The 22409-nt window shown below is 69.8% G+C and carries 17 protein-coding genes; 13 read left to right on the plus strand and 4 right to left on the minus strand.

All coding sequences use genetic code 11. The features are described from left to right. Positions 1 to 147: 147 nt before the first annotated feature. The 7 genes from EDC29_RS10580 (at position 148) to EDC29_RS10610 (ending at position 9009) form a co-directional block, all read left to right on the plus strand. Positions 148 to 1296 carry an efflux RND transporter periplasmic adaptor subunit gene (locus tag EDC29_RS10580; protein WP_223806043.1) on the plus strand — a complete coding sequence of 383 codons (1149 nt, stop codon included), beginning with the start codon at positions 148 to 150 and terminating at the stop codon, positions 1294 to 1296. Positions 1297 to 1439: 143 nt separating this feature from the next. Then, a complete protein-coding gene (locus tag EDC29_RS10585) occupies positions 1440 to 5321 on the plus strand; it encodes an efflux RND transporter permease subunit (protein ID WP_132229786.1) in 3882 nt (1293 codons plus the stop codon). 89 nt (positions 5322 to 5410) lie between these two features. Further along, entirely contained in the window at positions 5411 to 5875 is a 465-nt protein-coding gene (locus EDC29_RS10590) for a single stranded DNA-binding domain-containing protein (protein WP_132229788.1), read from the plus strand. A gap of 56 nt (positions 5876 to 5931) precedes the next feature. Beyond that, a complete protein-coding gene (locus tag EDC29_RS10595) occupies positions 5932 to 6696 on the plus strand; it encodes a LolA-like protein (RefSeq protein WP_123140607.1) in 765 nt (254 codons plus the stop codon). 77 nt (positions 6697 to 6773) lie between these two features. Further along, the gene (locus tag EDC29_RS10600) at positions 6774 to 7403 is read left to right on the plus strand and encodes a ParA family protein (protein WP_132229790.1); all 630 of its coding nucleotides are present in this window, start codon (positions 6774 to 6776) and stop codon (positions 7401 to 7403) included. A 154-nt stretch (positions 7404 to 7557) separates the two neighbouring features. Then, on the plus strand, positions 7558 to 8088 hold the full coding sequence (locus EDC29_RS10605) for a hypothetical protein (RefSeq protein WP_123140609.1): 531 nt from the start codon (positions 7558 to 7560) through the stop codon (positions 8086 to 8088). Positions 8089 to 8112: 24 nt separating this feature from the next. Next, a complete protein-coding gene (locus EDC29_RS10610) occupies positions 8113 to 9009 on the plus strand; it encodes a 5'-nucleotidase (protein WP_123140610.1) in 897 nt (298 codons plus the stop codon). Between the two features lie 5 nt (positions 9010 to 9014). On the opposite strand, the gene EDC29_RS10615 is transcribed toward EDC29_RS10610, so the two are convergent. Beyond that, positions 9015 to 9770 (minus strand): hypothetical protein, encoded by a 756-nt coding sequence (locus EDC29_RS10615; RefSeq protein ID WP_132229792.1) that lies wholly within the window; start codon positions 9768 to 9770, stop codon positions 9015 to 9017. Between the two features lie 284 nt (positions 9771 to 10054). On the opposite strand from EDC29_RS10615, the gene EDC29_RS10620 reads away from it, so the two are divergent. Beyond that, complete coding sequence (locus tag EDC29_RS10620) at positions 10055 to 10783, plus strand: lytic transglycosylase domain-containing protein (protein WP_132229794.1); 729 nt, start codon at positions 10055 to 10057, stop codon at positions 10781 to 10783. Here EDC29_RS10620 and EDC29_RS10625 read toward each other — a convergent pair. Together EDC29_RS10625 and epmB are read right to left on the minus strand one after the other, a co-directional pair. Next, complete coding sequence (locus tag EDC29_RS10625; RefSeq protein WP_123140613.1) at positions 10780 to 12873, minus strand: EAL domain-containing response regulator; 2094 nt, start codon at positions 12871 to 12873, stop codon at positions 10780 to 10782. The two genes, EDC29_RS10620 and EDC29_RS10625, sit on opposite strands and share 4 nt — an antisense overlap. Positions 12874 to 12977: 104 nt before the next feature. Further along, entirely contained in the window at positions 12978 to 14036 is a 1059-nt protein-coding gene (gene epmB / locus EDC29_RS10630; protein WP_132229796.1) for an EF-P beta-lysylation protein EpmB, read from the minus strand. Here epmB and efp point away from each other — a divergent pair. From efp to EDC29_RS10655, 5 genes are all read left to right on the plus strand, one after another. Continuing rightward, positions 14035 to 14607 (plus strand): elongation factor P, encoded by a 573-nt coding sequence (efp, locus tag EDC29_RS10635; RefSeq protein WP_025275289.1) that lies wholly within the window; start codon positions 14035 to 14037, stop codon positions 14605 to 14607. The genes epmB and efp overlap by 2 nt on opposite strands. Then, the gene (gene epmA / locus EDC29_RS10640) at positions 14604 to 15599 is read left to right on the plus strand and encodes an EF-P lysine aminoacylase EpmA (RefSeq protein ID WP_132229798.1); all 996 of its coding nucleotides are present in this window, start codon (positions 14604 to 14606) and stop codon (positions 15597 to 15599) included. Before efp ends, epmA begins: the two co-directional genes overlap by 4 nt. Positions 15600 to 15681: 82 nt before the next feature. After that, the gene (gene hrpA, locus EDC29_RS10645; RefSeq protein WP_132229800.1) at positions 15682 to 19620 is read left to right on the plus strand and encodes an ATP-dependent RNA helicase HrpA; all 3939 of its coding nucleotides are present in this window, start codon (positions 15682 to 15684) and stop codon (positions 19618 to 19620) included. A gap of 37 nt (positions 19621 to 19657) precedes the next feature. Next, a complete protein-coding gene (locus EDC29_RS10650; RefSeq protein WP_123142125.1) occupies positions 19658 to 20545 on the plus strand; it encodes an ABC transporter ATP-binding protein in 888 nt (295 codons plus the stop codon). Between the two features lie 5 nt (positions 20546 to 20550). Beyond that, a complete protein-coding gene (locus EDC29_RS10655) occupies positions 20551 to 21582 on the plus strand; it encodes an ABC transporter permease (protein ID WP_132229810.1) in 1032 nt (343 codons plus the stop codon). Positions 21583 to 21853: 271 nt separating this feature from the next. Here EDC29_RS10655 and EDC29_RS10660 read toward each other — a convergent pair whose 3' ends face one another. Further along, on the minus strand, positions 21854 to 22258 hold the full coding sequence (locus EDC29_RS10660) for a septal ring lytic transglycosylase RlpA family protein (RefSeq protein WP_123140618.1): 405 nt from the start codon (positions 22256 to 22258) through the stop codon (positions 21854 to 21856). Between the last annotated feature and the right edge of the window lie 151 nt (positions 22259 to 22409).

Below are 22409 nucleotides of genomic sequence, written 5' to 3' on the forward strand. Positions count from 1 at the left end.
CGCCTGGTCCATGAAAAGACGGACGCGCGCCGGGCTCAACGACCCTCCCCCCCGACGGTGTCCGAGTTCCGCTCCGAACCGCAATCGCGCCCTTCGGGCTTCCGACTCAACACACAGCGTTTGGTGTGCGATCCGATGGCAATACAGATGAGAAAGGCCTCAGCCGCGTGGCTGTTCGCCCTCGCCCTGGTGGGCGCCGCAAACACGGCGCAGGGGCAGGGCGGTCCGGACGAGACCTTCGTCGTCCAGCAGGCGCAGGGTGCGCCGACGGTCTCCATCGGCGGGACCGTGGTCCCCTACAAGGAGGTGATGCTCGCCGCCCAGCTCCCCGGGCGCGTGACCTTCATCGCCGGTCGCGAGGGCGACGCCTTCGATGACGCCGAGCTGCTGGTGGCCATCGGCGACGCCGAGTTGCTGGCTAAGCGCCGTGCGCTGCTCGCGCAGATGGCCAGCGCCGACGCCCAGCTGCGCAACGCCGGGGTGCAGTACACCCGCGAGATCTTCTCGCCGCAGTCGCGCGCGGTGCCCGGCGGCATGGGTCTGCCCAACCTGTTCGATCAGATGTTCACCCGTCCGGTCGAGTCCTTCATCGGCGAGCGTGATCGCAGCGCCGAGCGCTCGGCCGACCTGTTCGCCTCCGGCGTGCAGATCCAGGAGGCGCAGAACCTGATGCTGCGTCTGCAGGCCGAGCTGCAGGCGCTCGACGCCAAGATCCGCGATGCCCGCGGCATCGCGCCCTTCGACGGTGTGATCGTGAAGAAATTCGTCGAGGTCGGCGACACCGTGCAGCCGGGGCAGCCGCTGCTCAACTATGCCGACATTGAGTATCTCCAGGTCGAGGTCGACGTCCCGGCGCGACTGCGTGCGGGGCTGCGCGAGGGGATGATGCTGCAGGCCGAGATCGACCCCTCGAACCAGCGCGTGCCGGTCCGGGTGGCGCAGATCTTCCCCATGGCCGACCCCCAGCGTCACACCATCAAGATCAAGTTCGACCTGCCCCAGGGCGTCTCCGAGCCGGGGATGTACGCCAAGGTGCTGGTGCCCGATCACAACGCCCCGGCGCGTGCCAACCCGGTCGTGCCGCGCTCGGCGGTGCGCTACAACGGCAGCCTGCCCGGGGTCTATGTGCTCGACACCGAGGGCGCAGCCAAGCTGCGCCTGATCCGTGTCGGCGAGTCGCTCGAGGGCGGTTTCATCACCGTGCTCAGCGGGCTGCGCCCGGGCGAGCGAGTGCTCGCCGACCCCGGTCCCGGGGTGAGTGCCGGCTGGGCCCGAGGCGAGGACGCCGGGCACTGACGGATCAACCGGTCGCGGCGCGCAGGACCGCCCGCGACCCGGCGTGACGGCCTGCGACCGTCGCGCCGCTGGGCAGCGACGCCCGCTGCGGGCGTCCGCCGATCGCCGCCACGCCGCGCTGGCCCGTACAAGCTGGATTCGACATGAGCCAAGACGTAACCCCCATGACCTCGGATCAAGACACCCGTCTCGCCGACGACGCGCATCTCGGCATCGCCGGGCGCACCGCCCGCTTCTTCATCCGCTCGCCGCTCTCGCCGCTGTTCTACGCGGCGATGCTGATGATGGGGCTGCTCGGGTTGATGATGACCCCGCGCCAGGAGGATCCGCAGATCTCGGTGCCCATGATCGACATCATGGTGCAGTACCCGGGCGCCTCGGCGCAGCAGGTGGCCAACCTTGCCACCCAGCCGCTGGAGCGGCTGATCAGCGAGATCCCCGGGGTCAAGCACGTCTACTCGGCCTCGCGGCGCGGCGAGGGGCTGGTGACCGTCGAGTTCGACGTCGGCGAGGAGATGGGCCCCTCGTTGGTCAAGGTCAACGACAAGCTCGCCTCCAACATGGACCTGATCCCGCCGGGTGTGCTGCCGCCCCTGGTCAAGAGCAAGGGGATCAACGATGTGCCCATCGTCACCCTGACGCTGTGGTCGAAGGATCTCGACGACAACGGCATCGCCGACGTCGACGACGGCCAGCTGCGCCTGCTCGCCCAGGACCTGCTGCAGGCGCTCAAGCAGGTCGAGGACACCGGCAACGCCTTCATCGTCGGCGGGCGGCGCGAGCAGGTCACCATCGACGTCTCGCCCGAGCGGCTCTCGGGCTATCGCATCAGTCTCGACCAGGTGGCGCAGACGCTGAGGAGCGCCAACGCCGAGACCACCGCCGGCGACGTCGAGTCGCGCGGCGCGCACTTCACCGTCACCACCGGCGCCTTCCTCACCGGGGTCGAGGACATCAACCGGCTGGTGGTCGGCACCTACAACGACATCCCGGTCTACATGCACGATGTGGCCGAGATCCGGCTCGGACCCGAGGACGCCAGCCAGCTCGTCACCTATTACACCGGACCTGCCGCCGAGATCGAGACCCGCGCCGACGGTCGTCCCGCCGTCACCCTCGCCATCGCCAAGAAGGAGCTGAGCAACGGCGTGACCGTGGCCGATGCCATCCTCGAGCGGGTCGAGGAGCTGCGCGGCACGCGCATCCCCGACAACGTCGAGGTCAGCGTCACCCGCAACTACGGTGAGTCGGCCGATCAGAAGGTCTCGGAGCTGATCTGGAAGCTGATCAAGGCCACCCTGTTCGTGGTGGTGCTGGTGCTCATCGCCTTCCGCGCGGTGCGCCCGGCGCTGGTGGTGATGCTGGTGATCCCGGTGGTGCTGTTCATGACGGTGTTCATCGCCTGGGTGGGCGAGTTCACCATCGACCGGGTGAGCCTGTTTGCGCTGATCTTCTCCATCGGCATCCTCGTCGACGATGCCATCGTGGTGGTCGAGAACATCTACCGACGCTGGCTGGCCGAGGGCCGCACCGACGAGGCCACCGCGGTCGACGCGGTGCGCGAGGTCGGCAACCCGACCATCCTCGCCACCTTCACGGTGATCGCGGCGCTGCTGCCGATGGGCTTCGTCAGCGGCATGATGGGGCCCTACATGGCGCCGATCCCGGTGCTCGGCTCGGTGGCGATGTTCGTCTCGCTGTTCGCCGCCTTCGTCTTCACCCCCTATCTGGCGATCTCCAAGTGGCTGCGCCCCTCGATGGGCTATCTCGCCGCCGCCGAGCGGCGCGAACATCGCGACGCCGAGCGACTCGAGCGCTTTTTCCGCCGCGTGCTCACCCCGCTGATGGAGAGCCGCGCCAAGCGGCGCATCTTCCGCCTGGTGCTCTGGGGCACCTTCCTCTTCGCCTGCTCCTTCTTCTACTTCAAGTGGGTGGCGGTGAAGATGATGCCGCTCGACAACAAGCCCGAGTTCTCGGTGGTGATCGACATGCCCGAGGGCACGGCGCTGCCGGTGACGGCGAATCTCGCCCACCGGCTCGCCGAACAGCTGCGCACCCTGCCCGAGGTGACCGCGATCCAGCTCTATGCCGGCACCGCGCGACCGTTCGACTTCAACGGCATGGTGCGCCACTACTATCTGCGCTCCGACCCCTGGCAGGGCGAGCTGCAGGTGCAGCTCACCGACAAGCACGCGCGCGAGCGCAGCAGCCACGAGATCGCGGTCGCCGCGCGCGAGCTGATCACCGCCACCGCGCACCAGGCCGGGGCGCGGATCGCGGTGGTGGAGATGCCGCCGGGACCGCCGGTGCTGCAATCGGTGGTCGCCGAGATCTACGGCCCGACCCCGGAGCTGCGCCGCGAGTTCGCGCGTGACGTCACCGCCTTCTTCGGGCAGGCGCCGAGCGCGCGCGATGTCGACAACTATCTGCGCGACGACTTCGACTACTGGCGCTTCGAGGTCGATACCGAGAAGGCGGTGCGTCGCGGCATCTCGGTCGACACCATCAACCGCAACCTCGAGATGGCCCTCGGTGGCGCCACCATGGGCGACATCAAGCAGCAGAGCGGGCGTCAGAGCGGTCACGAGCCGACCCGGATCGTCATCCAGGTGCCGCTGGCCGAGCGCTCGCAGATCGAGCGTCTGGGCGATCTGCCGATCCTCTCCAACCAGGGCTTCACGGTGCCGTTGAGCGAGCTCGGGCGCTTTGTGCTGACCCCCGAGGAGGATCTGATCTATCACAAGGATCTGCGCCCGGTCGAATACGTCGTCGCCGATGTCGGCGGGCGTCTGGCCGCGCCGGTCTATGCCATGTTCCAGGTCCAGGACCTGATGGCCGAGCAGGACTACCTCGCCCCGGACGGCTCGCGTCCGAACGCCGGCGGCGGTTTCGGCGATGCCTTCCACTGGCTCGGCGCGCCGCCCAACGACGGGCGTCTCGCCTGGCAGTGGGCCGGTGAGTGGACGGTCACCTTCGAGACCTTCCGCGACATGGGCGCGGCCTTCGCCGTCGCCCTGGTGCTGATCTACATCCTGGTGGTGTGGGAGTTCGGCAACTTCCGCATCCCGCTGGTGATCATGGCGCCGATCCCGCTGACCCTGCTCGGCATCATCCCCACCCACGCGCTGGTGTTCGCGATGGGCATGGGCGGCGAGTTCACCGCCACCTCGATGATCGGCTGGATCGCCCTGGCCGGGATCATCGTGCGCAACTCCATCCTGCTGGTGGATTTCGCCATCCACGAGATCCAGAAGGGCGTGCCGGTGGCCGAGGCGATGATCCGCGCCTGCAAGATCCGCACGCGCCCGATCCTCATCACCGCGCTGGCGCTGGTCGCCGGCTCCAGCGTGATCATCACCGACCCGATCTTCCAGGGCATGGCGATCTCGCTGCTCTCGGGCGTGGTGGTCTCGACCCTGCTCACCCTGATCGTGATCCCGCTCGGCTGTGTCGCCGCGAGCGAGGCCATGTGCGAGGTCGCGGCGGCGAGCGCGCCGCCCGGGGTGCGGGTGCCCTGTCTCGCCGAGCGCGAGGAGGCCGCCGAGGCCGCAGAGCGCGCGCGTCCCGATGCCGCGCCAGGCGCGGGGCGGATGCGCCGGATCGCCGCCCAGGCCGGTGAGATCCTGGTGATGGTGTTCTATGCGGTGCGCGCGATCTTCGTGCTGCTGTTCGAGGCGCTCAAGGGGATGCTCGGGCGTTGGCGCGAGCGGCGCCGGCCGCAGCGCCCGGCGCCGACGCGGACCACGGCGCCGCCGCCGAGCGACACTCCGGCAGCGGCTGCGTCGCCCACGACGCGTGCCGCCGAACCGGAACCGGAACCGAAACCTGAGCCTGAGTCCGAGTCCGAGTCGCCGGCGAAGAGGACGACCGCGAAGAAGACGACGGCGAAGAAGGCCACCGCGAAGAAGACGACGGCGCGCAAGACCACCGCGAAGTCGACCACGACGCGCAAGACCGCCAAGCGCAGCGGGCGGCGTGGCATCCAGTTGAAGGATGACGCCCAGGAGCCGCCGAGCGATGACTGAGTCGTCTCCGTCTGGTCGCCTGCCGGGGCGGTCTGCTAAGGTCGCTGCGTTGCACGTCGCCGCATGAGCGTGCGCAAGGAGTCACGTTCATGATGCGTCGGTTGTCGGCCGCCACCCTGGTGTGCGCGCTCTGGTGCGCGGCCCCCGGGGCCGCCCAATCGCTGTGGTCGGCCCCCGATGGGGCGGATTCACCCTATCGCCAGGGCTTCGAGCAGGGGCTCGAGCAGGGGCTCGAGCAGCAGGCCGCACCGCCTGTCTGGTCAGCGCCGCCGCGCGCTCGCGACGACGGCTATCGCTTCCGCCCCTGGGGCGCTGAGGAGGCGAGGACGGATGAGGTTCCGGGCTATCGCTTCCGTGAGCCCGGGCGTCGCGCCGATGCGCCATTGGTGGTGCCGGGGGAGGGGATCGAGTATCGCTTCCGACCGCTGACCGAGCGCGAACGCATGCAGCGTGATGAGACAAGGAGTCGCGACTGGCGGCCGCGACGACAGCGTTCGAGTGACGGCCAGGCGCCGCCACCCCTCGGTTGGCCCGCACCCTGGTCCGTGGACTGACCTCGGCGGCGTGGTCCCGATCACCATCCCACACACCATCAGGAGGAGCTGACGTCATGCGGTTGAAACAATGGATGCAGACGGCCGTCGCCCTCGGCGCCGGTCTGGCCGCGATGGCCCAGGGGGCCTCGGCGGCGACCGAGTTCTCCGCCGAGATGCTCAGTCGCGCCCCGGACGGGCAGACGACCTCGGGGCGGATGTATGTCGGCGACGGACGGATGCGCGTCGAGATGACCCGCGAGGGGCGGGAGATGGTGCGCATCGTCGATCGTGACCAGGGGCGCGAGTGGTTGCTGCTGCCGGCGCAGCGCGTCTACATGGAGCGCAGCCTCCCGCCCCAGGCGGGCAATGATCCGCTGCCCGCGCCCTCGGCCGAGCGCAATCCCTGTGCCGGGCTGCCGGAGATGAACTGCCGGCGCGCCGGCGAGGAGACCGTCGGCGGTCGTGCCGCGGTCAAGTGGGAGATGACGATCAGCCGCGACGGCCAGACCCTCACCGGCGCCCAGTGGCTCGATGTCGAGCGCGGACTGCCGCTGAAGTACGAGATGCCCGATGGTCGGCGCATGGAGCTGCATCTGGTCGGCGAGGAGCGGCTCGACGGGCGGCAGGTCGAGAAATGGGAGGTGACCGCCAGCGCACCGAACCAGCAGCCGACCCGGACCTTCCAGTGGTTCGATCCCGAGCTGGGGCTGGCGGTGCGCGAGGAGTTCCCCGGGGGTTACGTACGCGAACTCGACGCCATCCGCGTCGGTCCGCAGCCCGATCACCTGTTCAGCGTCCCCGAGGGCTATAGCCGCGCCGAGCCACAGCAGCAGCGCTAGGGAGGAGGCGCCGCCGGGCGTGGCGGCGCAGCCCCGCCCGGTTCGCCCGGGGAGCAGTCGTTGAGGAGTTGTGCAGCATGATCACCATCGTCGGCAGTCTCAAGGGTGGCTCGGGCAAGAGCACCGTCACCTTCAATCTTGCGGTGTGGCTGGCCATGGCCGAGCGCCGGGTGCGGCTGATCGATGCCGACCCCCAGGCCACCCTCAGCGACGTGCTCGAGGTGCGCCGGGAGGAGGGGTTCGAGCCGGCGCTGGCGGTCGAGCCGCTGGCCGCGCTCGATGATCCCGCGCTGGGCGAGGCCGATGAGGTGCTGATCGATGTCGGCACCGCCGACATGGCGGCGATGCGCCGGGCGCTGGCGGTGTGCGACCGGGTGCTGGTGCCGGTGCAGCCGTCGCAGGCCGACATCTGGTCGGCACAGCGCTACATTCGGCTGATCGCCGAGGAGGGGCTCGCGCGCACGCCCGAGATCCTCGGTTTCATCAACCGCGGTGATACCCATCACGCGGTGCGCGAGACCGCCGAGGCCGCCGCCGCGCTGGTCGCGCTCCCCGGTCTCCGTTTCATCCGCCCGCGCCTGTCGCAGCGCACCCTGTTCCGGCGCTCCTTCAGCGAGGGGCTGGCGGTGTTCGAGCTCGAGCCCCGGGGCAAGGGCGCGCGCGAGTTCCTGGCGCTGGCCGCGGCGCTCTACCCCGAGCTCGTCTGAACCAGCCGACCGGCTTCGTACGGTACTTGGCCGTTTCCACTGGGATCGTCCGTGTTGCCCGTCGCGGCAATTCTGTTAATCTCGAAGATCAGCGTTCCGAGCCGGTCGTCCGGCCCTGGCCGGTGGACAATCACAACGAGCAGTCTGTCTCATCATGGCCGATCATCAGAACCCAGCGGGCGAGGAGGAGGCGCGGGGACGCGCCGGCAACGAGACCATCGACGAGGTCGCCGCCGAGTCGCACCTCAACGCCTACGCGATCGAGCGCCTCTCGCAGGCCTTCGAGACCAGCGCCAAGCGCTGGGAGCTGATCGTCTACCCGACCCTCTTCGCCTTCATCATCCTCGCCGCCTACGGCTTCTATCTGGTGTTCAGCCTTGCCAAGGACGTGCACTATCTGGCGATCAGCGTCGACACCAACATGACGGTACTGGCCAGCAACATGCAGTCGATCTCCGACAACATGGGCCAGATGACCGCCACCATGCGCAACATGGGCATCGGCGTCGACTCGCTCGCCCATGACGTCAACACCCTCGAGCCGATGCTCGACAGCCTGCAGTCGATGGACCGCGCGATGCAGCACATGACCTACTCGACCTCGTCGATGCGCAACGACATGGCGGTGATGAACCAGAGCATCAGCCGGCCGATGCAGTTCATGAACTGGTTCATGCCCTGGTAGCGGGCTGTCGGGATGATGACGGAGATGGATGAGGTGCGGCTGGTGGTGGCGATCTCCTCGCGCGCGCTGTTCGATCTCAGCGCCTCGCACCGGGTCTTCGAGGAGGAGGGCGTTGACGCCTACCATGCCTACCAGATTGCCCACGAGCAGGAGATCCTCGAACCCGGCGTGGCCTTCACCCTGGTGCGCAAGCTGATGAGCCTCAACGACCTGCTCGGTGATCGTGGCCGGGTGGAGGTGATCCTGCTCTCGCGCAACAGCTCCGATACCGGGCTGCGGGTGCTCACCTCCGCTCACCAGCATGGGCTCGATATCGAGCGCGCCGCCTTCACCGGGGGCGAGAGCCCCTATCGCTATGTCGCCGCCTTCGGCGCCCATCTGTTCCTCTCGGCCGATCCCACCGATGTGCGTCTGGCGCTCGATGCCGGTTGCGCCGCCGCGACCGTGCTGCCGAGCAGCGCACCCGCGCACGGCGACGACGACGCCCAGTTGCGCATCGCCTTCGACGGCGACGCCGTACTGTTCTCCGACGAGGCCGAGCGACTCTATCGCCAGCAGGGGCTGGCGGTGTTCAACGCCAGCGAGTCGGCCGCCGCCCACGATCCGCTGCCGGGCGGGCCCTTCAAGGGGTTTCTGGTCGCGCTGCATCGGCTGCAGCGGCTTTTCCCGGCCGCTGCCGCGCCGCTGCGTACCGCCCTGGTGACCTCGCGCGGCGCGCCCTCGCACGAGCGGGTGATCCGCACCCTGCGCGCCTGGGGGATTCGGCTCGACGAGTCGCTGTTCCTCGGTGGGCTCGGCAAGTCACCCTTCCTCGAGGCCTTCGACGCCGACATCTTCTTCGACGATCAGGCCGAGCACTGCGAGGCGGCGCGGTTGCGGGTGGCCACCGGGCACGTCCCGCACGGCGTGGCCAACGGTTGAGCTGCTCAGCCGGTGCGCCGCCGTGACCAGGGGGTCAGTGCGGCGAGACCGAGCCCGATCAGCACCCAGGGGGCAGGGGTCGGGATGCTGCCCGATGGCGCTGCAAAGGTCGCGAAACCGGTAGCGATCAGCGGCGGCGTGGTGCCGGTCAGCTCGCCGAGCAGCTTCGACGAGCCGATACCGTCGAAGACCCCGCCGGCGATGCTCTGGACCCGCAGCCCGATGCGTTGATCGGTCAGCGCCGCGCTGCTCAGTCCGGGCAGCACCAGGTCGAAGGTACGCTGCTGCTGGAAGCCGTCGCGACCGCCGTTGAGCCCGAGCAGCAGGCCGATATCGAAGCCCGTCGCCACGCCGCCACCGCCATTGAGGTTGTTGCCGCCGCCGAGGCTGCCGATCGCGTCGGCGTCGAACCAGGCATCGAGTACGCCTCCGCTCGGGAACACCTGGCTGGCATCGTCGGCGAGGCTCGCGGTCGCACCGCTGGTGTCGAGACGGGTGAACGTGGGCACCAGCGCGGGATCGGCGAGATCGAACCAGAGGGCGAGCAGGTCGGCCTGGGTCAGCCCCGGATTGACCGGATCGGAGACATCGAGGGTGATGCGGATGCGGTCGGGGCCGAGATCGCTGACCCGTACCTCGGCGAAGAAGCCGCCGCCGTTGGTGAAGTCCTCGATCCTGGTGGTGATGCTCCCGGCGGTGGCCGGAGCGATTCCGCCGAACAGCAGGGTCAGCGCGAGCAGCAGGGTGGTGTTGTGCATCATCTCGGCCCTCTCCGACAGGTCAACCTGCCCGTTGGGTGCCCGCGCCATGTCGTCGTCGGTGGCGCGATGCGGTGTTGGTCGGTGCGTCTCCGGAAAGAACAAAGCATGAACTGGACCAGTTTTTATGTCGTTGTTTTCATTGTTTGATGATCGGGGCAGCATGATCGCTTGACAAGAATTCTGACGTTTCTTGTCAGTTTTGTCCGCGTTTGTCTGGACACCCCACTGTCGCCCTGTCTATGCTCGAGAACCCCGTCCTGCGCTAGCGAACGAGGTCCCGTGTCATGTGCCGCTGCCCCCATGCCGTGCTGCTGATCCTGCTGCTCCAGGCGCCGCTGCCCGTGGTGGCCGACGAGACGGCGCGCTATGCCGAGCTGGCCGGGCGCATCGCCGATGGCATCGGACTCGACCGGGATCTGGTGCAGGCGGTGATCGCCGCCGAGTCGGCCTATGACCCGGACGCGGTCTCGCCGGTCGGTGCGGTCGGCTTGATGCAGGTGATGCCGGAGACGGCGCGGGACTATGGCGTCGAGGGTCAGGCCCGTCTCGCCGAGCCTGCGACCAACCTGGCGACCGGGATGCGTCATCTCAAGCGGCTGCTCGAGAAGTACGACAACATCGGCCAGGCGGTGATGGCCTACAACGCCGGCGAGGGGGCCCTGGCACGAGGCGGCGGGCGGGTCGACTACCCCGAGACCCAGCGCTACACCCATCGGGTGCTCACCGACTATCTCGGACGCAAGGGCGTTGCACCCTACTCGGAGGCAGCGCGCGCGCTGCTCGGGATCGAGCTGTCCCCGGCGATGGCCCGGGCCGGGGGCGAGCGGAGCGGGGCGAGCGGCGCGCTGCGCCCGGTGCTCGCGCGTACCGCGTTGCGTCCCGAGATGGCGGCGCGGCATGCGGCCGCGAGCGCCACGCTCGCCGCTCGTCGGGACGGTGCGCAACGGCTCTCCGCGCCGCGCCTGAGACGCGCGCCGCCGGGCTATCTGCGGGCGCCGCCGACGGCGCGCTAGCCGCCGCTGGAGACCTCCAGCGTCGGTGAGGGGCGCTGCAGGAAGTTGCCCTGCACATAATCGACCCCGGCGGTCCACAGCACCGTCAGGGTGCGCGCATCCTCCACCCCGGTGACCACGCTCTTGATGTTGAACTCGCGCGCGAGGTTGGCCAGCTCCATCACCCGTTTCTGCTTCTGCTGATCGTCGGCCAGACGCTGGGAGAAGTCGGGCATCAGCAGCACGAAGTCGAGTGCCAGCCCCTGCAGCAGCATCTCCGGGCGTTCGGCCATGCCGAAGCGATTGATCGCCACCCGGCACTTGATCTTGCGCAGCGCCTCGACCAGCTTGCTCAGGCCGGCGAGGTTGGCCGCGACCAGCGCCTCCTGGAACTGGAAGGTCAGCCAGTTGCCGCGCACGTCGAACTCGCGCATGCAGTCGCAGATCCACAGCACGATGCTGGGGTCGCGGAAGGTATCCTCGGAGAGGTTGATGAAGAAGCTGATGTTGTGACCGGCGCGACGCTGTTCGCTGAGTGACTGGATGGCGGCGCGGATGGCCCACTTGTCGATGCGCTCGATCAGCCCGCGACGGATCGCCGGACCGATGAAGTCCTTGGCCTCGAGCATGTCCTCGTCCTCGTCGAACAGCCGCACCAGGACACTGTAGTGCTCCTGGTTGTCGCCCATCAGACTGATGATCGGCTGATAGACCAGACGGAACTGGTCGTGCTCGAGGGCGTACTCGATGCGTTCGGCGATCTGCTCATCGCCCTCCTCGGCGCTCTGCTTGGTGCGCGAGGCGAGCGAGGTCGGCTTGCCCATCCCGCCCTGACCCGGGCCGCCGGCGAGCAGGCGCAGACAGCGCTGATGAGCGAGGTTGACGATGTCGCTGGGTTCGCGTGCGCGTAGCTCCACCAGCACGTGGGCGACGACACAGTCGGCGGCCTCGTCCTCACGCTCGCCATTGCGCCCGCGCTGGAGACGGGCCTCGTGCTCGATCCGGGCGGTGATCTGCTCGACCGTGGTGGTGTCGAGTCCGTCGATCAGCAGCATGAAACCGTCGTCGCTGACCTGCGCCAGCATGCCTCCGGCATGATCGGCGAGGATGCCCTGGAGTGGTTCGCGCAGGCCCTCGATCAGCGTCAGTGCGGTGGTCAGGCCGAGGTCGCGCAGCAGTTCGGCGCGGCCCTTGATCTGGATGAAGAAGAGCGCGAAGGGATGCCTGGGGCGGTGCTCGGCATCGAGTCGCGCGGCGATGGCGGCGATCATCTGCGCGCGCCCCGGCATCGCCTCGGCGCTGTGGTTGTCGCTCTCGATGAGCGGCGCCGCCGCGCCCGCCGCCGGTCGCACCAGGATGCGCAGACAGGGCTCTTCGTCGATCTCCGAGCTGGCCGCGCGCAGCCGCGCGGCGAAGGGCCGACGGTCGGCGCCCTGGCACTGGGTGTCGAGCTCGGCGCCGTCCTCGCGATCGGAGTACTCGACCGCGCGCAGGAACTCGCGCACCCGGGGGCGTTGCTCGGCGGGGATCAGGTCGAGGAAGGTGGCGCCGGCCAGCGCGTCGGCGTCGGCATAGCCGAACAGCGACAGATAGGCGGCATTGGCGTGCAGGTGCAGCCCCTCCTGGACGAAGGCGATGGCGTCCAGGCTGCCCTCGATGAACTCGCGCGCGCGGCGCTCGCACTGGCGCAGCCGGGTGGCGAGCGCGCGTGCCTCGCGGCGCTGGTAGAGATCGGCCAGCTCGCGCTTGGCCACCAGCTGGAGGTGCTCGGGGTCGTCGCGCCGGACCAGATCGCGGGCGCCGCCGCGACGGGCGCGAAGCGATTCGGTCGCGTCGCTCTCGGGGCCGGTGATGACGATCAGCGGGGTGTCGCTGTCGAGCCTGCGGTGGGCGGCGAGGGCCGCTTCGAGATCGATGTCGCGGTCGTGGGCGCAGCACAGCACCAGATCGCAGGGGGTGCGTGCGAGTAACTCGCCGAGTCGCTCCACCTGGGCGCTGACCATGCCGCGCGCCGCGATGCCCGCCTCGCGCAGGGTGGCGACGAGGCGCTCGGCCTCGCTGGACTCGGCGGTCAGGATGAGCAGTGTGACGGCTGGATTCGGGGCAGGCATGCTGGGCGACCGGTTTCAGGAACGCAAGAAAAGGCTTGCATCGATTATCGGGGTTTGCGCCGCCGATGAAAACGACCGTCGACCCAGTGATGGCTTCGGCGGCCTCAGATCTCGTCGCCGACGGCCAGCGGCAGCTTGGCGACGGCGCCGGGGCGCTCGCGTACCAGACGCGGCACCAGATAACCCGGCAGCCGGGCGCGCAGCGTCGCGACCAGGGCGCGCGCCTCGGTGTCGTCGACCTGGAAATGGGCGCCGCCCTGGACCCGGTCGAGCTGGTGCAGATAGTAGGGCAGGACGCCACAGCCGAGCAGCCGCTCGCTGAGCGCGCACTGTGCCGCGACGCCGTCGTTGACCCCGCGCAGCAACACCGCCTGGTTGAGCAGCATCGTCCCGGTCTCGCGCAGTCGCGCGAGCGCGGCGGCGGCCGCCTCGCCGAGCTCGTTGGCGTGGTTGGCATGGATCACCACCACCGTCTCCAGCCGGCTCCTCGCCAGGCGGGCGCAGAGCGCCTCGGTGATCCGTGCCGGCAGCACCACCGGCATCCGGGTATGCAACCGTACCCGCCGTAGCTGGCCGATCGCCTCGAGCCCGTCGAGCAGGGCGTCGAGACGATCATCGTCGAGCATCAGCGGGTCGCCGCCGCTGAGGATCACCTCGTTGATCGACCCGTCGGCCGCCAATCGCGCGAGCGCGGCGCGCAGGCGGGTCTGGCCGGTCTCCGGGGCGGCGTGCGGGTAGTGACGGCGGAAGCAGTGGCGGCAGTGCAGGGCGCAGGCGCCGGTGGCGATCAGCAGGGCGCGACCGTGATACTTCATCAACAGCCCGTCGCCCTGGTCGGCGGCGGCGTCATCGACCGGGTCGGCGCTGAAGCCGGGCACCACCACGCGCTCGCGGGCGAGCGGCAGTACCTGACGCAGCAGCGGGTCGTCGGGGTCGCCGGGACGCATCAGCGCGACGAACGCACGCGGCACCCGCAGGCCGAAGGGGCGCGGGTCGGGATCGAGCGGCGGCAGTCGGTCACGCTCGAGGCCGAGCGCGTCGAGCAGGACGTCGGTCTCGGTGATCGCCTGACGCAGCGCCTGCTTCCAGTCGCGGGTCTGACAACCGCTATCGCTTCGCGGTAAGATCGTAGGGTTTAACTCTCGATTAATTGAGGATGACATGGCGACTTACAGCACGAATGAATTCAAGGGCGGGCTCAAGATCATGCTCGACGGTGATCCATACACCATCGTCGAGAACGAGTTCGTCAAGCCCGGCAAGGGGCAGGCCTTCAACCGCGTCCGGGTGCGCAATCTCAAGACCGGTCGCGTGGTGGAGAAGACCTTCAAGTCCGGTGAGTCGGTCGAGGCGGCCGATGTCCATGATACGGAGATGCAGTATCTCTACAACGATGGCATCGAGTGGAACTTCATGGACCCCGACACCTTCGAGCAGCTGATCGCCAGCGAGCAGGCGGTCGGCGAGGCGGCGAAGTGGATCAAGGAGCAGGACCTCTGCAAGGTCACGCTGTGGAACGGCGTGCCGCTGTCGATCGAGCCGCCGAACTTCGTGGTGCTCGAGATCACCGAGACCGATCCCGGCCTCAAGGGCGACACCTCGGGCGGCGGCGGCAAGCCGGCGACCCTCGAGACCGGCGCCGTGGTGCGCGTGCCGCTGTTCGTGCAGACCGGCGAGCTGATCAAGGTCGACACCCGCACCGGCGAGTACGTCTCGCGCGCCAAGGAGGCATGAGCCCCGCCGCCCGGGACACGGCCGCGGCAGGGCTGCCGTGGCGCCCGTGCGCGACCCGCGAGATGCTCGAGGCGCGCGCGGCGATGCTCGCGCGCATCCGCGCCTTCTTCGCCGCCGCCGGGGTGCTCGAGGTCGAGACCCCGCTGCTCTCGCGCGCGGCGGTCACCGATCCGGCGCTGACCAGCCTGGCGGTGCGCCCCGGTACCGGGGTCGCCGGGGGCTATCTGCACACCTCGCCCGAGTTCGCGATGAAGCGCCTGCTGGCCGCGGGCTCGGGGCCGATCTACCAGATCTGCAAGGTGTTCCGCGACGACGAGCGCGGGCGCTGGCACCACCCCGAGTTCAGCCTGCTCGAATGGTATCGCCCGGGCTGGGACTATCAGCGCCTGATCGACGAGGTCGCCGCGCTGGTGCGCGCCGCGCTCGACCGCCCGGCGCTCGCCGTCGAGCGGGTGAGCTATCGCGCGCTGTTTCGCGACGGGCTCGGCATCGACCCTTGGGAGACCTCGGTGGCGGCGCTGCGCGACTGTGCGCGCCGCGTCGGGATCGGCGGGGTCGAGGGGCTGGAACTCGACCGCGACGGCTGGCTCGACCTGCTGCTCAGTCATCGGCTGGAGTCGGGGCTGGGGCGCGGTCGGTTGAGCTTCGTCCACGATTATCCGCCGAGCCAGGCGGCGCTGGCGCGGGTGCGCCCGGGCGCGGCCCCGGTGGCCGAGCGCTTCGAGCTCTATGTCGAGGGCGTGGAGCTGGCCAACGGCTTCCAGGAGCTGACCGATGCCGCCGAGCAGCGCGCCCGCTTCGACGCCGACCTCGACTGGCGCCGTGCCAACGGGCAGGCCGAGGTGCCGACCGATGTGCACTTCCTCGCCGCGCTCGAGGCTGGGCTGCCGGAGAGCGCCGGGGTCGCCCTCGGGCTCGATCGGTTGCTGATGATCGCCACCGGCGCGCCCGACATCGACGCCGTGCTCGCCTTCCCGGTCGAGCGCGCCTGAACTGCCCGGGCGGTCGCCAGCCGGCGACCTGTCCGGTGCTGTTATCCTCATCTTCCTTGCCAAGTCCGTCGACATCAACGCCTTGACCGAGCAATCGTTCCCCGCCGATTCCGAACTGGAGCGCTGTCTGCTCCAGGACCGCCCGACCCTCGGGCGCCGTCTCAAGGGGCTGCGCCGCCGTGCCCGCGCCGGTCAGCCCTTCGAGCGCGGTCTGCACGCGCTGTGGCAGCGCCTGCGCGCCTCGCAGGCACTGTGCGAGCGCCGTGGCGCGCTGGTCCCCGCGATCGACTATCCGCCGGCCCTGCCGGTCAGCGAGCGGCGCGAGGAACTCGCCGCGCTGATCCGCGAGCATCAGGTGGTGGTGGTCTGTGGCGAGACCGGTTCGGGCAAGTCGACCCAGCTCCCCAAGCTCTGTCTCGACCTCGGTCGCGGCCGGTTCGGGCGCATCGGTCATACCCAGCCGCGGCGCATCGCCGCGCGCAGTCTGGCCGCGCGGGTGGCGCAGGAGCTCGGCGGCGAGGTCGGCGCCCTGGTCGGCTACAAGGTGCGTTTCCACGACCGCGTGCGCCCCGAGACCGCGATCAAGCTGATGACCGACGGCATGTTGCTCGCCGAGGTGCAGCAGGATCGCGATCTGCGCGAGTACGACACCCTGATCATCGACGAGGCCCACGAGCGCAGCCTCAACATCGACTTCCTGCTCGGCTATCTGCGCGGGGTGCTGGCGCGGCGCCCCGAGTTCAAACTGATCGTCACCTCGGCGACCATCGACCCGCAGCGCTTTGCCGATCACTTCGCCGACGCCGCTGGAAATCCGGCGCCGGTGATCGAGATCTCCGGGCGCACCTACCCGGTCGAGGTGCGCTACCGTCCGCCCGAGTCGCCGCACGCCGGCGAGCGCGACGAGTCGATGCAGCGGGCGATCTCGGACGCCGTCGGCGAGCTTGCCGCCCAGGGTCCGGGCGACGTGCTGGTGTTCCTCTCTGGCGAGCGCGAGATCCGCGAGACCGCCGAGACCCTGCGCAAGCACCATCCGCCCTCGACCGAGATCCTGCCGCTGTTCGCCCGTCAGGGGCCGCGCGAGCAGGCACGGGTGTTCCAGCCCCACAGCACCCGTCGGGTGGTGCTCGCCACCAATGTCGCCGAGACCTCGCTGACGGTGCCGGGCATCCGCTATGTGATCGACCCCGGCTTCGCCCGTATCAGCCGCTACAGCCACCGCACCAAGGTGCAGCGGCTGCCGGTCGAGCGCATCTCGCGCGCCTCGGCCGACCAGCGCAAGGGGCGCTGCGGGCGTGTCGCCGAGGGCATCTGTATCCGGCTCTACGACGAGGAGAGCTTCGCCGAGCGCGCCGCCTTCACCGAGCCGGAGATCGTGCGCACCAACCTCGCTGCGGTCATCCTGCAGATGAAGCTGCTCGGTTTCGGCGCGATCGAGCGCTTCCCCTTCATCGATCCGCCCGACGGGCGACTGGTGCGCGACGGCTACCGCACCCTCGAGGAGCTGGCGGCGATCGACGCCGCGGGCGAACTCACCGAGCTGGGACGACGGCTGGCGCGGCTGCCGGTCGATCCGCGCATCGGCCGGATGCTGCTCGCCGGGGCCGAGCGGCGCTGTCTGCGCGAGGTGCTGATCATCGCCGCGGCGCTGAGCGTGCAGGACCCGCGCGAGCGCCCCCACGATCAGCAGCAGGCCGCCGACGAGATCCACGCCACCTTCGCCCACGAGCATTCCGACTTCCTCGGCTTCGTCAATCTCTGGACCTTTCTCGAGCGCGAGCGCCATGCGCTCTCGCGCAACAAGTTCACCAAGCTCTGCCAGCGTCACTTCCTCTCGCCGACCCGGGTGCAGGAGTGGCGCGATGTTCACGCCCAGCTGCGCGAGCAGATGCTGGAGATGGGCGACAAGGAGGACAGCACCGAGGGCGGCGAGGAGCAGATCCATCGCGCCCTGCTCAGCGGGCTGCTCGGCAACATCGGCTTTCGCGATGGTCAGCGCGAGTATCTCGGCGCGCGCAACAGCCGTTTCCACCTCCACCCCAGCTCGGGGCTCTTCGCCCAGCCGCCGAAGTGGGTCGTCGTCGCCGAGCGGGTCGAGACCACGCGCCAGTACGGGCGCACCGTGGCGCAGGTGCAGCCGGCCTGGATCGAGGAGGCCGGGCGGCATCTGCTGCAGCGCAGCTACAGCGAGCCGCACTGGCAGTCGCGCGCCGGTCAGGTGGCGGCCTTCGAGCGCGTCACCCTGTTCGGCGTCACCCTGGTGGCGCGCCGGCGCGTCAACTACGGCCCGATCAACCCCGGCGAGGCGCGCGAGATCTTCCTGCGCTTTGCGCTGGTCGAGGGCGACTTCAGCACCCGCGCGCCCTTCTGGCGGCACAATCAGGCGCTGATCGAGGAGATCCGCGCGCTCGAGGCCAAGTCGCGCCGCCGCGACATCCTCGTCGACGAGGAGGCGATCTACGCCTTCTATGCCGAGCGCGTGCCCTCGGGCATCTACTCGCGCCCGCAGTTCGAGCGCTGGCTGCGCGAGGCCAGCCGCGACAACCCCAAGCTGCTGCACATGGGGCGCGCCGATCTGATGTGTCACGATGCCGCCGGGGTCGATGCGGCGCGCTTCCCCGACGCGCTCGCCGTCGGCGCCGCGCGGCTGCCGCTGGCCTATCACTTCGAGCCCGGCAGCGATGACGACGGGCTGACCCTGTCGGTACCGGTAGCGCTGCTCAACCAGGTCTCGGCCGAGCGCCTGGAGTGGCTGGTGCCGGGGCTGCTCGGTGAGCGCATCGAGGCGCTGCTGCGCGCGTTGCCGAAGTCCATCCGCCGCTCGCTGGTGCCGATCCCGGACACCGCCGCGCAACTGGTCGCGCGGCTCCAGCCCGGCGACCGGCCGCTGCTCCAGGCGCTCGGCGAGGCGATCCGCGCGGTCAAGGGGGTGCACATCGCCGAGGACGCCTGGGACCCGACGGCGGTCCCCGAGCACCTGCGGATGAAGATCCGGGTGCTCGGCGACGAGGGCGCGACCCTGGCCGTCGACAGCGACCTGGCGCGGTTGCGCCGACGTTTCGCCGCGCACGCCGAGCAGGGCTTCGCCGATCTCCCCGATCCCGGGCTGGAGCGCGACGGCCTCACCCGCTGGGATTTCGAGGCGCTGCCCGAGCGCGTCGAGCTGGAGCGCGGCGGGATCCGTCTGAGCGGTTTCCCGGCGCTGGTCGATCAGGGCGAGACGGTGGCGGTGCGGGTGCTCGACGCCGAGGCGCGCGCCGCCGCGGCGCATCGTCACGGGGTGCGACGGTTGTTCGCGCTGCATCTCGGGCAGGAGCTGCGCCAGTTGCGTCGTCAGTTGCCGCAGCTCGATCGGATGCGGCTGCAGTACGCCAAGGCGCCGCAGCCCGAGTCGGCCGACGGCGAGGAGGGCGCGCGACGACTGCGCGAGGCCGATCTCGCCGAGGCGCTGATCGCGCGCGCGCTCGATCGTACCTTCCTCGCCGAGGACGACGCGCCGATCCGCACCCGCGCCGCCTTCGAGGCGCGCCTGGCCGAGCGCCGCGGCGCGCTCGCCGCCGAGACGCGTGCGGTGTGCGCGCTCGCCGGCGAGATCCTCGACGTCTACCAGCGGGTGCGCAAGACGCTCGCCGGGATCAATCAGATCAACTGGATGCATGCGGTGCTCGACATCCGCGCCCAGCTCGACGCCCTGGTCTTCCGCGGTTTCCTCGATGCCGTGGCGCCGGAGCGGCTGCGCCACTACCCGCGCTATCTCAAGGCGATCGAGCAGCGTCTCGACAAGCTGCCGCTGGGCGCTGCGCGCGATCGCCAGTGGATGAACGAAATGGCCCCGCTGCAGTCCCAGTGGCGCGAGCGGATGGAGGCGGCGCGCGCCGCCGGTCGCGACGACCCGCGCCTCGACGAGATCCGCTGGCTGCTCGAGGAGTTGCGGGTGTCGCTGTTCGCCCAGCAGCTCGGCACCGACGGCCCGGTCTCGGTCAAGCGCATCCGCGCGCGCTGGCGCGAACTCGGGTTGTGAAACAGACGGGCGTGGATGCGATGAAGGAGCGTGAGCAATGACGACGCCACTACTCGAGGCGTGCGAGCTGGTCAAGGTCTATCCCGGTGGCGTGCGCGCCGTCGCGGGTATCGGCTTCGCCGTCGGCGCCGGTGAGTGCTTCGGCCTGCTCGGTCCCAACGGCGCCGGCAAGACCACCACCCTGGAGATGCTCGAGGGGGTGCTGGCACCGAGTGGTGGCGAGGTGCGTTATCGTGGCCGGGCGCTCGACGCCGGTTATCGCGAGGTGGTCGGCATCCAGTTCCAGGCCACCGCGCTGCAGGACTTCCAGCGCGTCGGCGAGGCGCTGGAGATGTTCGCGCGGCTCTATCGGCGCAGCGCCGATCGCGACGAGCTGATCGCACTCTGCGACCTCGAGCCCATCCTCGGGCGCGACACCCGACGCCTCTCCGGCGGTCAGCGTCAGCGCCTGCTGCTCGCCATCGCCCTGGTCAACGACCCCGAGCTGATCTTCCTCGACGAGCCCACCACCGGGCTCGATCCACAGGCGCGCCGCAACTTCTGGCGGCTGATCGAGCGGGTGCGCGCGCGCGGCACCACCATCGTGCTGACCACCCACTACATGGAAGAGGCCGAGCGGCTGTGTGATCGCATCGCCATCGTCGACCACGGTCGGGTGATCGCCGAGGGTACGCCGGCGGCACTGCTGCGCGCGCACCTGCCGGCGGCGGTGGTGCGGCTGCCGGCGGCGGACTGGCCGGCGGGGCTGGCGCTGCCCGAGGGCGCGCGCCGGGTCGACGAGACCCTGGAGATCGCCACCGCGCAACTGGCCCCGGTGCTCGCCGAGCTGGCTGCCAGCGGCGCCGACCTCGATGCGCTGCGGGTCAAGGCGCCGACGCTCGAGGACCTGTTTCTGAAACTGACCGGTCACGCACTGCGGGGGTGATGACGATGTGGCACCGGATCCTTGCCGTGCTGGTGGCGCGCAATCGCGAGTTCTACCGCGATCGCGCCGGCCTGGGGTGGAACGTGGTGATGCCGCTGGTGATCGTGGTGGCGCTGGCGGCGATCTTCCGCGCCGGCCCCGAGCCGGTGTTCAAGGTCGGGGTGCTGGGCGAGGGGGGCGCCGCGTCGCTGCCGCTGCTCACCCTCGAACACGTCGAGCAGGTGGCGGTGAGCGATCCGGCGGCGGCGCGCGCCAAGGTCGAGCGCCATCAGCTCGACCTGGTGGTCGACCTCACCAGCGAGCCGCCCGGCTACTGGGTCAACGACGACTCGCCGAACGGCTATCTCGCCGAACGACTGCTGCTCGGCGGGCAGGGCGACGCGCCCGCCGAGGCGGGCCCGGCGCTCGAGGTCGAGCGCCGCGCGGTCAGCGGCGCGGCGGTGCGCTATATCGACTGGGTGCTGCCCGGGGTGCTGGCGCTCAACCTGATGTTCTCCAGCCTGTGGGGTGTCGGCTGGGTGATCGTGCGCTATCGCAAGAACGGGGTGCTGCGCCGACTCAGCGCGACCCCGCTGCGCGCCGCCGAGTTCCTCGTCGCCCAGGTGCTGTCGCGGCTGCTGGTGGTGCTCGGCTCGACCCTGGTGGTCTATCTCGGCGCGTCGGTGTTGATCGACGTGCCGATGCACGGCTCCTATCTCGCCCTGGCGCTGGTGTTCGCCTGTGGCGCGTTGGCGATGATCAGCCTGGGGCTGATCGTCGCCGCGCGGCTGCGCACCGAGGAGCTGGCCGACGGCGTGCTCAACCTGCTGGTGTGGCCGATGATGCTGCTCTCGGGGGTGTGGTTCTCGCTGGAGGGCACCAGCGCGCTCGCCCAGGCGGTGGCGCCACTGCTGCCGCTGACCCACGTGGTCGACGCCGCCCGCGCGGTGATGATCGACGGCGCCGGGGTCGTCACGGTGCTGCCCGAGCTGGGCATCCTGCTCGCCTTCGCCGCCGCGCTGCTGGCGATCGCCGCCCGGCTGTTTCGCTGGGAGTAGAGCCGCCAGCCACCAGCTGCCAGCCGCCAGGAAGTTTGAACCGCAAAGCCGCAAAGAGCGCGAAGATTCAAGTTTCGGGCGATCGGCCTTCAGTCGCCAGCGGGTGTGCGCCTTCGACCACGGCACCGCCCGCTGTCAGCCGTGGCGCATGATCCAGACAGCGGTCGTTGAGCGCAGCGCCGCTGGCGGCTGAAGGCTGGTCGCTGGAGGCTATTTTCCCCTTCGCGCTCTTCGCGGCTTGGCGGTTCAATCCCTTGATCGCTGGTCGCTCTTACGACCCGCGTCGGCCGGGCACGCTGAGGATCTCGACGCGGACCCGCGCCAGTCCCTTGTGGAGCATGTCGAGCTTGGCGGCGGCGGCGCGCGAGAGGTCGATGATGCGGCCCTTGATGAAGGGGCCGCGATCGTTGATCCGCACCACGATGCTCTTGCCGGTGGCGGTGTCGGTGACGCGCACCTTGGTGCCGAGCGGCAGGGTCTTGTGCGCGGCGCTCAGTCGGTTCTTGTCGTACGGGGTGCCGCTGGCCGTCGGTAGCCCGTGGAGGCTGTCGTGATAGTAGGAGGCGATGCCTTTCTGGACGTCGCCGGGGGTGACCTTGGCCGAGACCTGGGCCGCGGGGAGGACGAGCAGCGCGGCGAGCGCGCCGCTACGGAGGATGCCGGGGATTCTGTGCATGAGGCCAACCTGATTCTGTTGTATTGCGGCGCATGGATACCCCGTCCCGCGCTGGTGTGCGGGACGGGTGAGCGCCGTGATTCAGAGGTTGGCGCGAGTCTATAGGGAAACCACCTAGGGGTAAACCCTTAATCCGCTCGGGCGGATGCTT

The organism is Marichromatium gracile, assembly GCF_004343155.1.
Classification (GTDB): Bacteria; Pseudomonadota; Gammaproteobacteria; order Chromatiales; family Chromatiaceae; genus Marichromatium; species Marichromatium gracile.